A 12413-nucleotide genomic window follows, 5' to 3' on the forward strand; every position below is an offset into this window, starting at 1 on the left:
CTTGAATTTGCCGCGTTTTCGGTGAAAAGCAGGTGGCATGACTCTCGGGGGTGACGGCATCATCGGATGGCGGCGCAGCACATTGCTGCTGCCGACGCTGATCCTTGCTGCCTGCCTCTATACCCTTGGTCAAAATGCTGCCCAGGCGCAGCTTTTCTCCGATCGTCCGCCCCCGGTGCCGCCCGCCTCGGTGCCCGACCCCGGCGGCGCTGTCAGCCTCGCGCCCCCCTCCGGCCCGGGCGCTGCGCCGCCGAGCTTGCCGCCGACCCTGCTCCAGCCGAACACGCCCAGCATGCCGCCGCCCGCGGTCAGCACCGTGCCGGCGGCCCCGCCGCTCAACGCGGCCGTGCCCGGCCAGGGCGTTCTGTCGCTGACCGCGAAATACGGCAAGGACACGCCCGCGATCACCAGCGGCCTGGTCTGGCGCGTGTTTGCCGACCGTCCTGACGAGAACGGCACCTTCAAGCTGATCCGCGAGGATCGGAACGCCACGCCGAACATCGTGTTGCCGCCGGGCAATTACGTCGTGCACGTCGCCTTTGGTCTCGTCAGTGCGGTGCGCACCGTCAGCCTGAAGGCCGAGACCGACCGCGAATCCTTCGTGCTGCCGGCCGGCGGCCTGCGCATCGAGGGGCGCGTCGGCACCAGCCGCATTCCGCAGAACCAGATCTCGTTCGCGATCTACAAGGGTAGCCAGTTCGAGTCTGGCGAGCGCGCCTCGCTGGTGCCGAACGTCGCCGCCGGCGACGTCGTGCTGATCCCGGAGGGCACCTACTACATCATCTCCAACTACGGCGACGCCAATTCGGTGGTGCGCTCGGACATCCGCGTCCAGGCCGGCAAGCTCACCGACGTCACCATCACCCACCGCGCCGCCGTGATCACGCTCAAGCTCGTCAGCGACAGGGGCGGCGAGGCGCTCGCCAACACCGCCTGGTCGGTGCTGACGCCCGGCGGCGACGTCATCAAGGAATCGATCGGCGCCTTCCCGCGCGTCGTGCTCTCCGAAGGCGAATACCGCGCCATCGCCAAGAACGAGGGCAAGGTCTACGAGCGCGGCTTCAACGTCGTCAACGGCGTCGACGGCGAAGTGGAAGTCGTCGCGCGCTGATCTGGCCGATATAGCGTCGGGTCTCCCCCATCGTCATTGCGAGCGCAGCGAAGCAATCCAGAGTCCCTCCGCGGAAAGATTCTGGATTGCTTCGCTGCGCTCGCGATGACGAGGAGGAGGGCCGCGCCCCTCACTTCCGATACCGCAGCGCCTCCACCAGCACGGCGAACGCCGGCGTCGGCTGCCGACGGCTCGGATAATACAGGTGATAGCCCGCAAACGGTGCGCACCAGTCGGCGAGCACGCGGATCAGCCGGCCGTCGGCGATCTCGCGCTTGACGAGATCGTCGGGGATATAGGCGAGACCAAGCCCCGCCAGCACGGCATTCATCCTGAGCAGGCCGGTGTTGAACACCAGCTGGCCGTCGACCCGCACCTTCATCGCGCGGCCGCGCTTCTCGAACTCCCAGGCATAGATCCCGCCATAGGTCGGCAGGCGGAGGTTGATGCAATTGTGCTCGGTGAGATCCTGCGGCAGCTTCGGCTTGCCCCGCGCGGCGAAATAGGCGGGCGCGCCGACCACGGCCATGCGCATCTCCGGTCCGATCCGCACCGCGATCATGTCCCTGGCGACCTGCTCGCCGAGGCGTACGCCGGCGTCGTAGCGCTCGGCGACGATGTCGGTCAGGCCGTAGTCGACGACGAGCTCGACCTTGAGATCGGGGTAGCGCGGCAGCAGCTTTGCGAGCGCCGGCCACAGCACCGTCTGTGCGGCGTGCTCGCCGGTGGTGATGCGGACGGTGCCCGCCGGCGTCTCGCGGAGCGCAGTCAGCGCCGACAGCTCTGCGTCGATCTCCACAAAGCGCGGCCCGACATTGCGGAGCAGACGTTCGCCCGCTTCCGTTGGTGCGACGCTGCGGGTGGTGCGGGTGAGCAGCCGCAGGCCGAGCCGTTCCTCCAGGCCGCGCACAGTGTGGCTGAGCGCCGACTGCGACACACCGAGCTGGGCTGCCGCGCGGGTAAAGCTGCGCTCGCGCGCAACCGCAAGGAAGGCCAGGAGGTCATTGACGTTGGTGCGGGTCATTCATGAATCCATCTCATCAGTACATACCGATTTTATCATCTAATCGCAGACCGGCGTGTGGCCTAAATTCGCCGCTGAACATGAACTCTAGGGAGAGCTGACGATGCAGATGCGAAAACTGGGCAAGAGCGGCCTCGAGGTCTCGGCCCTCGGCCTCGGCTGCATGGGCCTGAGCTACGGCTATGGCCCGGCGACCGAGACGTCGCAGGCGATCGCGCTGATCAGGACCGCCGTCGCGCGCGGTGTGACCTTCTTCGACACCGCCGAGGCCTACGGCCCGTTCGCCAACGAGGAGCTGCTCGGCGAGGCGCTTCAGCCATTCCGCGACAAGGTCGTGATCGCCACCAAGTTCGGCTTCAAGGGCGGCAAGGTCGAGGCCGGCCTCGACAGCCGGCCCGCCAACGTCAAGGCGGTGGCGGAGGCTGCGCTGAAGCGGCTGAAGACCGATCGCATCGATCTGTTCTACCAGCACCGCGTCGATCCCGACGTGCCGGTCGAGGAGACCGCGGGCGCGGTCAAGGACCTGATCCAGGCCGGCAAGGTGCTGCATTTCGGCATGTCGGAGGCGGGCGCGCAGACCATTCGCCGCGCCCATGCGGTGCAGCCCGTGACCGCATTGCAAAGCGAATATTCGCTGTGGTGGCGCGAGCCGGAGCAGGAGATACTGCCGACGCTGGAAGAGCTCGGCATCGGCTTCGTTCCGTTCAGCCCGCTCGGCAAGGGCTTTCTGACCGGCGCGATCACCGAGAGCACGACGTTCGATGCGAGCGACTTCCGCAACATCGTGCCACGCTTCTCATCCAGCGCACGCAAATCCAATCAGACCCTCGTCGATCTGCTCGGCGAGATCGCCGCAGTGAAGAAGGTGACGCCGGCGCAGATCGCGTTGGCCTGGCTGCTCGCGCAGAAGCCGTGGATCGTGCCGATCCCCGGCACAACAAAGCTGCACCGGCTCGAGGAAAATCTCGGCGCGGCCGCGGTGACGCTGTCGGACGCGGATCTCGCTGCAATTGCAGGGGTGCTGTCCAAGGTAGCCGTGCAGGGCGATCGCTATCCTGCGCATCTTCAGGCGCGAGTCGGCCGCTGAGCTGCGGCGTGAATGCCCGGTGAGCGTTCGCTTACCGGGCATACGCGTCTTGTGTTCCGACTTGAATACCTTTGTCAGGCTACCAAGCAGCGTTGAAGGAATCGATAAACACCGCCAGCACAGGCTTATTCCGCGAGCGTCGCGACTTCGTCATAGCCGGTGGAAGATACGGATTTCCGATAATCAATTTTATTCTCTTTCCGTCCTGCTGCGTTATATGTCGGGCATCCGTCTAACGGGGGAGGCCGGAGCAGGCGCATGTCTTGCGAGACCGGCAGAAGCAGGGGACCAAGCCCGTCGGCATGTTTGAAGTGATCATCACCAGGCGTAAGCGGTTTGGCTGGCGATGGCAGGTGTGCCAGTCCGGCAAGATATTTGCCGATGGCTTCGAGCGCACCCGGCCGTCCGCCAAGTATCATGGCGAGCGCGCACTGTTCTTCCTGTTGTCGCAGGCTTACTTGCGCAAGCGCTCCGCGGCAGCCAGCGAGGACTAGTTGCGCGAAGCGCCGCAGCGCCATAGCCCGGATGGAGCGAAGCGTAATCCGGGACCTTCGCGTGTCTTGGCCGAGAACCCCGGATTGCGCTGCGCTCCGTCCGGGCTACGAGCCCCACCTCAGATGTCGACGACCAGCTTGCCCTTGGCGGCGTGATCCTGGATCAGAGCGTAGGCATCGCCTACACTCTCCAGCGTGAAGCGGCTTGCATCGACCAGCGGCGCGAGCTTGCCGGCTTCAACCAGGCGCGTCGCCTCCGCCATGATCTCACCGTGATGCGCGCGGCCTTCGCCGGATAGCAGCGGCAGCAGTGTGAACACACCGGAATAGCTGGCGGCGCGGAACGACAGCGGCGCAAGCGCATGCGCGCCCCAGCCTAGCGCGCTCACCACATGGCCAAAACGGCGCACGGATTCGAAGGAGGCATCGAGCACCTTGCCGCCGACGGTGTCGTAGACGATGTCGAAACCGCGGCCTCCGGTGTGTGCCGCGACGTAAGTCTCAACCGCGGTGTCGCGTTCGATGAACGTCGCGCCGAAGCCTCCGATGATGGCACGTTGTGCCGTGGAGCCGGTCGCGAACACGTCTGCTCCGAAGGCGCGCGCGATCTGGATTGCGACATGGCCGACGCCGCCCGCACCGCCATGAATCAAAACCTTCTGGCCGGCCTTCAACGCCGCGCGGTCGATCAGGCCTTCCCAGGCCGTGATGACGATCAGGGGCAGGGCAGCCGCTTCCCGCATGCTCAGATTAGCGGGCTTGAACGCCAGCAGGTCGGCGTCGACCGCGGCGAATTCAGCGAGCGATCCCGGCACGCCGCCGACGCCTCCGGTCATGCCATAGACTTCGTCGCCAGGCTTGAACCGCGCGACCTTGCGCCCGATCTGCTCGACCACGCCGGCGAGATCGATTCCGAGAATGGCGGGCAGCGGATGGCGCGCATGCGCCGCCGCGCCGGCATGGATCTTGGTGTCGAGCGGATTGACCCCGCTCGCGCGGACCCGCACCAACACCTCGTGCGGGCCGACCTCGGGCGTGGAGACGGTTGAGAGGCGCAGCGGCGCGTTGTGGGTCTCCAGGATCGCAGCCCGCATCGTCGATTGTCTCGTCATGATCGTCTTGCTCCGTTGTCGGCCTCCAATATGCTCATGAAATTTTGCATGGGTAGGAATAAGAGCGTACAATGATCGTGCATTTATGTATGAGGGACTCCGATGGACTGGAGTGACCTGCGCATCTTCCTGGCGATTGCGCGCGAAGGCACGCTCGGCGCTGCCGCGCGCAAGATCGGCCAGACCCAGCCGACGATGGGGCGGCGGCTTCGCGCGCTCGAAACCGCGCTGGGACAAACGCTGTTCCAGCGCACCGCCGATGGTTTCGTGCTGACCGACGAGGGCGCCGCCGTGCTGCGCCACGCCGAGCGGATCGAGGAGGAGGCGCTCGCGCTTCAGCGCCACGCCACCGGTGCGGAGACGCAGCTCGACGGCTTGCTACGCCTGTCGTCGTCGGACTGGTTCGGCGCGGTGATGCTGTCGCCGGTGATCGCCGCCTTCGGCAAGCGTCGTCCCAAGGTGACTGTCGAGCTCCTGACCGATGCGCGCCTCTATAGCCTGCCGCGGCGCGAAGCCGAGCTCGTCTTCCGCATCAAGCCGTTCAGCGAGCCCGAGGTGATCTCGAGAAAGCTGCTCCACATTCCCTATGCGCTGTATGGCAAGAAGGGCAGCAAGCTGCCGCATGCCGGCGACGGAAGCGGCGCCCGTGTCGTCACCATGAATGCCGAATTCGCCGACATGCCCGACGCGGTCTGGCTGAAGCGCACGCTGCCGAATGCGGAGATTGCCTCGCGCAGCAACAACCGGCAGGCGCAGGCTGAGCTTTGCGCAAATGGCGGCGGACTTGCGGTGCTGCCGCGTCCCCTCGGCGACCGCGACCGCCGGCTCGTCGCGCTCGACATCGGTGCGACGCCGCCCGGCCGCGACACCTATGTCGGCTATCACCGCGATCTCAGGCGCATGGCGCGCCTGCGCGCGCTGCTCGATCTGGTAATTGAAAGGTTGGCGGTGCCTTCGTAGCCCGGATGGAGCGAAGCGCAATCCGGGGCCGCTGCATCTGCGGGCGAGAACCCCGGATTACGCTTCGCTCCATCCGGGCTTCGGACAAAACACCCAGGCGGTCGGTCAATCCGCAAGGTTGAAAATATTCCACTTTACCGAAATTCGGAAAGGGCGTATCCATCGCATCAACCCGGCCCAAGGAAGAGGGGCGTATCGCGATCGTCACGAATGCGGGCCGGGCGGCGGTGGACGTGGGCCACACTGGTGCGAAGGTGATCGCAGGGCGGGCAGCCGTGAGCGAAGCACGTCGCACGCACGACCGGCGTGATCCACGTACGGCCAAATCGTGTCGTCCTGGCGCCCGGGGTCTGTGCGCCAAGTCTTGTGGTGGTGCGTGTTGCCCAACCGGGCGCGCGCATCAGCCATCTGCAAGGCGACGGGGGCAATAGTGCATCGCTCCCCGGGGAGAGCGCGACATAAGCCGTTCCAACTACTGCGCAGGGAAGGCCGGGATGTCCTGGCTACACCTGTATGCCGCTGTGCAGATTTCTCACCACAGTTTCGCACAGTGGACCGCGGGTGCCAGCCGGCTCCCGGTCTTCCCTGCGCCCTCTTTCATTCGAGGGTGAGGCGATCAGACAAAGCTCGGGCGAAATGCGCCGCGAGAATGCGCGGCTGTGCGCCATAACTTCACTCTCGCGCGCACGCATCGCATTTTAGGCAACCGTCATAGTCTCTAACGCGCACTAACCAACACCTGACTTAAAACTGTCATAATCGCCGAATGGAACCCGCGGCTGCGTCCTTTTTACACGGCATTAAGCGCGGCTGCATTGGATGCCCCAGGGAAAGTGCGTTGGGGACTGCAATGACTGCCGCGAAGAAGATGCCGGGAAAACCGGCCGCCGAAATGTTTGACGACATCCCGGTGCTTCAACGCAAATGGCGTGCCGCGTTGAAGCCGGGCGAACGGCTGCCGCGCTATGAGGACGTGATGCTTGGGAGCCTCGGACGGCTCGCCGACCACATCGCGCTGCTGAAGAACGATGGCGCGCTCGAATTGTCGCGAAGCGGCCGTTACGTGCAGGAATGGCTCGGCGAGGAGCGCTGGGATATCCCCGTTGCGGAGCTCTCGCCCGATTGCGCCACGGCGCTGTCGGAAGCTGTGGCGAGCGCGCTCGAGAACGGACGGCCGCACCAGGCAAGCGCCCATTGCGTGCGCGACGGCATGGTCCGGACCTACGATGTGCTGGCGCTGCCGACCGCCTCGCGCTGGGGCGCTACGCTGGTTGGCGCCTATATCAACGAGCGCGGTGCGCAATACAATCTTTTGGACGCGATCTTCTCGTCGACCGATGACGCCGTGGTTTCTCTGGCGACGCTGCGCGATGCCGCGGGCAAGCCGTTCGATCTCCAGATCGTGCACCACAACAAGAGCGCCGGAGCGCTGCTGAAAGCCGCGAGCGCGGGCCTGTTGTGGCGGCGGATCGGCGAGGGGAATACGCTATTGGCCTCGCCCGAAATCATGGACTTCCTGCTCAAGGTCGTCTCCGGCGGCCGCGGCGAGCAGCTGGAGATCGAAGACGACGGACGTTACCTTCGGCTCAGTGCCACCGCCTTTGCCGATCTGGTCTCGTTGACGATCTCGGACGTCACCGCGTTGAAGCGGCGCGACGCCTCGTTTCGTCTGCTGTTCGACAACAACCCGATGCCGATGTGGGTGTTCGAGGCACAGACCAAGGAATTTCTCAGCGTCAACGATGCCGCGGTCCAGCACTACGGCTACAGCCGCGCCACCTTCCTGCGGATGAAGCTGCACGAGATCTGGCCCGAGGACGAGTGGGACAGCCACGCCGAGGCGCTCGAACGCATCGGCGACACCTATCATTCCTCGCGCAACTGGCGCCATTTGTGTGCCGACGGCAGCGAGATCGAGGTGCTCACTTTCGGTCGCCGCGTCGCCTTCGACGATCGCGACGGCTATCTGGTCGCGGTGGTCGACATCACGGAGCGGCGCAAGGCCGAGGCGCGGATCGCCCACATGGCGCACCATGACGGGCTCACCGATCTGCCGAACCGCGAACATTTTCAACAATGCTTGAAGCAGGCGCTCGACCAGGCCGGCGGAAAACGGGTCGGCGTGCTCTATATCGATCTCGACCTGTTCAAGAACATCAATGATTCCTTCGGGCATCCGGTGGGGGATCGCCTGCTGAAGCAAGTTGCCGAACGCCTCACCACCGCGGTCCGCGGCGGCAATCTCGCGGCCCGGCTTGGCGGCGACGAGTTCGCCGTGATCCTGGCGGCCGACGTCTCGCCGAACGAAGCCAGCGCCTGCGCGACTTTGCTGATCGACATGCTGAAGGCGCCCTACGACCTCGACGGCCAGGAGATGGTGATCGGCGCCAGCATCGGCATCGCGCTGTCGCCCGGTGACGGCACGACGTCGGAGGAGCTGATGCGCAATGCCGACATGGCGCTGTACCGGGCGAAATCCGACGGCGGCGGCGTGCATCATTTCTTCGAGCGCGAGATGGACCTCCAGGCGCAGAAGCGCCGCGACATGGAGCTCGATCTGCGCCGCGCCTTCGCCAATGGCGAGTTCGAGCTGCACTACCAGCCGCTGGTGTCGATCGCGTCCGACCGCATCTCCGGCTTCGAGTCGCTGTTGCGCTGGCGTCATCCCGACAAGGGCATGATCTCGCCGGCGGAATTCATTCCGGTCGCCGAGGACATCGGCCTCATCACCCAGCTCGGCGAGTGGGTGCTGCGCGAGGCCTGCGCCGAGGCGGTGAAATGGCCTGTCGACGTCAAGGTCGCGGTCAATTTGTCGCCGGCGCAATTCCGCAGCCGCAACCTGGTCCAGGTCGTGATTTCCGCGCTTGCGCAATCGGGCCTGTCGCCGAAACGACTCGAGCTCGAGATCACCGAGTCGATCTTCCTGGCGGAGACCGATGCCAATCTTGCGATCCTGCATCAATTGCGCGAGCTCGGCGTCAGCATCTCCATGGATGATTTCGGCACCGGCTATTCCAGCCTCAGCTATCTCCGTAGCTTCCCGTTCGACAAGATCAAGATCGACCGTTCGTTTGTGAAGGATCTGGCGCAGCGGCCCGATTGCGGCGCGATCGTGCGCGCGATCTCCGGACTCGGCCGTAGCCTCAACATCACCACGACCGCTGAAGGCGTCGAGACCGAGGATCAGCTCGACTGGCTGCGCGCCGAAGGCTGCAACGAGGTGCAGGGGTTTCTGTTCAGCGCGGCGCGGCCCGCCGCCGAGATCGCAAAGCTGCTCGCCGATTTCGGCCAGCGCGCCTCACGGGCGGCGTAGCCCTTCGGGATAGCAGCCGTAGACCAGTTCCTTGAAAGCGGGCGTGATGCGGCTGCGCTCGTTCTGGGTCTGCTGCATCAAGAGGTAGACCATGTCGAGCTTTGGATCGACGCCGAAATAGGTGCCGCTCCCTGAGTCCCATTTCAATTCGCCGATCGATCCGGCCGGCGGCGGCTTCGCATTGCCGGGATCGGTGCGCACACCGATACCGTAGCCATAGCCAAAACCGTCGCCCGGGAAATAGAAATAGTCGCGCCCCACACCCGAGCCGGGCCCGACGTGATCGGTGGTCATCGCCTTGAACACGGCGGGGCTGAGGTAACGCTTGCCCTCGAACTCGCCGCCATTGAGCACCATCTGCGAGAAGCGCTGATAGTCGGCGATGGTCGAGAGCAGCCCGCCGCCGCCGGACTCCCATTCGGGATGGGCGAGGCGGTCGCGCTCACCGGCGAGCAGGACCGGATCGCTCGGCAGCGGCCGCGCCATCCGGGCGCGCTCCTCCGGCGTTTTCAATACGAATTTGGTGCTGTTCATTCCGAGCGGATCGAGAATGCGCTGCTTGAGGAATTCATACAGCGTCTGGCCCGAGATGATCTCGATCACGGCGCCGAGCACGTCGGTGGAATGGCCGTAGCGCCACAGCGTTCCGGGCTGGCGCGTGAGCGGCAGCTTGGCGACGCGGTCGGCGAATTGCCTGTTGTTGAAGGGGCCTTCGAAAATATTGGCGGCCTGGTAAACCTGCATCACCCATGGGGCGCCGATATAGTCGTAGCTGATGCCCGAGGTTTGCCGCAGCAGATCCTCGATGTTGACAGGACGGATCGGCGGCTCGAGTTCGACCTTCGAGGTGCCCTCCGGCTCCAAGCCCACCTTGGTGTCGGCGAAGAGCGGGACGTATTTCGACACGGGGTCTGTGAGCGCGAGCCTGCCCTCGTCAATTAGCATCATTGCGCCCAGGCAAGTGATCGGCTTGGTCATCGAGTGAATGGCGAAGATCGTATCCGGCGTCATGGCGAGGCCGGTGCGCGTGTCGCGCACGCCGAAGGTCTTGAGGTAGACCGGCTTGCCGTGCTGCTGCACCAGGACCACCGCGCCCGGCAGGCGGCCAAGCGTCACCTCGTTGTCAAAATAGGCGGTGATGCGGTCGAGCCCGTCAGCCGACGGGGCAGGGATGTCGGCGGCGCTGCCTCGCCCCATCGTGCCGGCCAGCAGCGCGGCCCCGACCAGAAATTCACGACGCTTCATCCGGGCTTCCTCCCTCGCCGGGATCAAAGCCGCAAGACGTTGGAGGCGTCAACAAGACATCGATTAAAAACGCGTCACGATTTCCGAAAGGAACGGTCGCGGACGGTCTTCGCTGGGCTTGGTCGGCGTGCCGATATGGACGAGGCCGGCGAGCTTTTCGTCCGGCTTGAGGCCGAGGCCGTCCAGCACGTCGCGATCGAAGGCGAACCAGCCGGTCAGCCAGCAGGCGCCGTAGCCGAGCGCGGTCGCGGCCGTGACAATGTTCATGACGCTGGCGCCGGCCGACAATTCCTGCTCGAACGCCGGGACCTTCGGATGCGGCTTGGTGAAGCTGACGATACCGATCACCAGCGGCGCGTCGGTGAGGCGTTTGCGCTCGGTCTCGACGTTCGCCGCCGGCGCGTCCGGATTCTTGCGGGCAAAGACCCTCGCGATGACCTCGCCGGCCCGCTCGCGCGCGTCACCCTCGAAAATGATGAAGCGCCAGGGCGCGAGCTTGCCGTGGTCGGGCACGCGCGCACCGATGGTGAGGATGGTTTCGAGCTCGGCGGGGGAGGGGCCGGGCCCGGTCATCTCGCGCGGCTTGACCGAGCGACGGGTCTTCAGGAGTTCGATGGCGTCGGGCACGAAGATCTCTTTCGTCAGATGGAGTTGGCGATCGCTAGCACCGAAATAGGGGCGCGGCGAAGCAGCTGAAAGGCCGTTTTGACAGATTGTAAGGAAACGGCCTGCCGGCCCGCGGCGGAGGTTCGACTAGCGCTTGGTGATCTTGCCGACATAATCGTAAAGGACAGGTACCCCCTCGATCGTCTTCGGCAGCACACTGTCGTCCTCCGGCGCGGTTCCAAGATTGACCTTCAGGGCCGGGTCCGTTCCCTTCAAGCCGATGCCCACCCCTACCACGTTGAGCCCCTTCGGCATCAACGAGCTGAAGCGTGCCTTGGCGCGGCGAGCCGCCGCCATCTTGGTCTCGTCCATGATCACAATCTAATCGCCGTGCAGGTCGATTGCCAGCCTCTTGAGCACGATTGCGATCGGGTTGGCATAGGTGAGACCGCGTCCGTTCGAGCCGCCGGTTTCGCTGCCGGCGAACAGCAGGGCGCAGCCGCGATTGTCCTGATCCAGAATCAGCGAACCGGAATCGCCGCCCGCGCTGAACGACGTGGCGCCGGTCGACTCGATCTCCACCTGATCGTCGAACGACAGCATTCCGAGGTCGTACTGGATCACGACGCTGTCGAGCTCGATGGCGCTGATCCGGCCGTGGGTCACGCCGGTGGTCCGGCCGACCTTGGACACCGCCATTCCGAGCGACAGGGGCTCGGTACGCGCACCCGCGAGCTTGCCGATGCCCCTATAGTCAAGGGGATCGGCGTCGATCCCCCGGGACAAAGTTGCGATGCCCGCGTCGAGCAGATTGGCCCCGTTGGGTCGCAGGCTCACCCATTTCGTAAGCTTCGCCACCACGTCCTTCGGCATCTTGCCTTTGTCGAGGGCCCCGGCTTGCAGAATAGCATCGCCGGCTTTGGCGTCGTTCTCGTTCGCCAAAACGTGGTTGTTGCTCAAGATGACGTCGTGGCCAGTCTTGCGTTGCCTGGCGATCGCGCCGATCGTCCCCGCTGTAATCTTGAAATGTCCGACGGAGCTGCCGGTTTGCAGCGGCCGCTGGCGCTGGCGATACCACGGCAGGGCGTGCTTGGCGATCCGGCCGACGAAGCGGACCTCCACCTCGTCCTTGGCGCGCTTGCGGATGTTGTCGAGCAGTGCGGTCGAGCGCTGCAACGAGTGGCGTTGCAATCTCACCGCAAGCCTGACGTCCCCCTCGGTCTTTCCCGGTGCGACGCCCAGAGCGACCAGCGGCTCTGCCTTTGTCAGCTTGCGCAACGAAAAGGTCGTTACCGAAAAGCCCCCCTCGGCGCTGATGGCAGACACCGCTGGGGGCACGACCTCGCTGGCAATCTCCAGCTTCAATGCACGCGCGGACTCGATTTTCATCCTCATCCCTCCGTGACGGCAGCGATGGGATACTACACCTTCAGGTTGCGAGATCGAGTCCCAAAGCGTCGC

At 65.0% G+C, this 12413-nt stretch carries 11 protein-coding genes; 5 read left to right on the forward strand and 6 right to left on the reverse strand.

The window, feature by feature from the left end:
- Positions 1-37: 37 nt before the first annotated feature.
- A complete protein-coding gene (locus AC5ZFO_RS21795; RefSeq protein WP_282521153.1) occupies positions 38-1111 on the forward strand; it encodes an RgsD C-terminal domain-containing protein in 1074 nt (357 codons plus the stop codon).
- A 130-nt stretch (positions 1112-1241) separates the two neighbouring features.
- Here AC5ZFO_RS21795 and AC5ZFO_RS21800 read toward each other — a convergent pair whose 3' ends face one another.
- Positions 1242-2135 carry a LysR family transcriptional regulator gene (locus AC5ZFO_RS21800; RefSeq protein ID WP_282521152.1) on the reverse strand — a complete coding sequence of 298 codons (894 nt, stop codon included), beginning with the start codon at positions 2133-2135 and terminating at the stop codon, positions 1242-1244.
- Positions 2136-2238: 103 nt separating this feature from the next.
- Between AC5ZFO_RS21800 and AC5ZFO_RS21805 the strand changes: the two genes are divergently transcribed.
- Together AC5ZFO_RS21805 and AC5ZFO_RS21810 are read left to right on the forward strand one after the other, a co-directional pair.
- Positions 2239-3222 carry an aldo/keto reductase gene (locus AC5ZFO_RS21805; RefSeq protein WP_282521151.1) on the forward strand — a complete coding sequence of 328 codons (984 nt, stop codon included), beginning with the start codon at positions 2239-2241 and terminating at the stop codon, positions 3220-3222.
- Between the two features lie 263 nt (positions 3223-3485).
- A complete protein-coding gene (locus AC5ZFO_RS21810; RefSeq protein ID WP_282521150.1) occupies positions 3486-3716 on the forward strand; it encodes a hypothetical protein in 231 nt (76 codons plus the stop codon).
- Between the two features lie 119 nt (positions 3717-3835).
- On the opposite strand, the gene AC5ZFO_RS21815 is transcribed toward AC5ZFO_RS21810, so the two are convergent.
- Positions 3836-4828, reverse strand: a complete 993-nt coding sequence (locus AC5ZFO_RS21815; RefSeq protein WP_282521149.1) for a zinc-dependent alcohol dehydrogenase family protein — start codon at positions 4826-4828, stop codon at positions 3836-3838.
- 102 nt (positions 4829-4930) lie between these two features.
- Between AC5ZFO_RS21815 and AC5ZFO_RS21820 the strand changes: the two genes are divergently transcribed.
- Together AC5ZFO_RS21820 and AC5ZFO_RS21825 are read left to right on the forward strand one after the other, a co-directional pair.
- On the forward strand, positions 4931-5788 hold the full coding sequence (locus AC5ZFO_RS21820; RefSeq protein WP_496122522.1) for a LysR family transcriptional regulator: 858 nt from the start codon (positions 4931-4933) through the stop codon (positions 5786-5788).
- An 850-nt stretch (positions 5789-6638) separates the two neighbouring features.
- Positions 6639-9101, forward strand: a complete 2463-nt coding sequence (locus AC5ZFO_RS21825; RefSeq protein WP_282521147.1) for a putative bifunctional diguanylate cyclase/phosphodiesterase — start codon at positions 6639-6641, stop codon at positions 9099-9101.
- Here the strand turns inward: AC5ZFO_RS21825 and AC5ZFO_RS21830 are convergent.
- From AC5ZFO_RS21830 to AC5ZFO_RS21845, 4 genes are all read right to left on the reverse strand, one after another.
- Positions 9087-10346 (reverse strand): serine hydrolase domain-containing protein, encoded by a 1260-nt coding sequence (locus tag AC5ZFO_RS21830; protein ID WP_282521146.1) that lies wholly within the window; start codon positions 10344-10346, stop codon positions 9087-9089. The genes AC5ZFO_RS21825 and AC5ZFO_RS21830 overlap by 15 nt on opposite strands.
- Positions 10347-10409: 63 nt before the next feature.
- Positions 10410-10973, reverse strand: a complete 564-nt coding sequence (locus AC5ZFO_RS21835; RefSeq protein WP_282521145.1) for a nitroreductase family protein — start codon at positions 10971-10973, stop codon at positions 10410-10412.
- A 126-nt stretch (positions 10974-11099) separates the two neighbouring features.
- Positions 11100-11324 (reverse strand): hypothetical protein, encoded by a 225-nt coding sequence (locus tag AC5ZFO_RS21840; protein WP_282521144.1) that lies wholly within the window; start codon positions 11322-11324, stop codon positions 11100-11102.
- A gap of 9 nt (positions 11325-11333) precedes the next feature.
- Entirely contained in the window at positions 11334-12341 is a 1008-nt protein-coding gene (locus AC5ZFO_RS21845; protein ID WP_496122523.1) for a hypothetical protein, read from the reverse strand.
- Between the last annotated feature and the right edge of the window lie 72 nt (positions 12342-12413).

This window comes from Bradyrhizobium sp. Unk1 (genome assembly GCF_059512345.1).

Coding starts and splice junctions, on each gene's coding strand:
- AC5ZFO_RS21820 (WP_496122522.1), top strand. CDS start 4,931: ATGGACTGGAGTGACCTGCGCATCTTCCTGGCGATTGCGCGCGAAGGC.
- AC5ZFO_RS21800 (WP_282521152.1), bottom strand. CDS start 2,135: ATGACCCGCACCAACGTCAATGACCTCCTGGCCTTCCTTGCGGTTGCG.
- AC5ZFO_RS21840 (WP_282521144.1), bottom strand. CDS start 11,324: ATGGACGAGACCAAGATGGCGGCGGCTCGCCGCGCCAAGGCACGCTTC.
- AC5ZFO_RS21815 (WP_282521149.1), bottom strand. CDS start 4,828: ATGACGAGACAATCGACGATGCGGGCTGCGATCCTGGAGACCCACAAC.
- AC5ZFO_RS21825 (WP_282521147.1), top strand. CDS start 6,639: ATGACTGCCGCGAAGAAGATGCCGGGAAAACCGGCCGCCGAAATGTTT.
- AC5ZFO_RS21805 (WP_282521151.1), top strand. CDS start 2,239: ATGCAGATGCGAAAACTGGGCAAGAGCGGCCTCGAGGTCTCGGCCCTC.
- AC5ZFO_RS21830 (WP_282521146.1), bottom strand. CDS start 10,346: ATGAAGCGTCGTGAATTTCTGGTCGGGGCCGCGCTGCTGGCCGGCACG.
- AC5ZFO_RS21845 (WP_496122523.1), bottom strand. CDS start 12,341: ATGAAAATCGAGTCCGCGCGTGCATTGAAGCTGGAGATTGCCAGCGAG.
- AC5ZFO_RS21795 (WP_282521153.1), top strand. CDS start 38: ATGACTCTCGGGGGTGACGGCATCATCGGATGGCGGCGCAGCACATTG.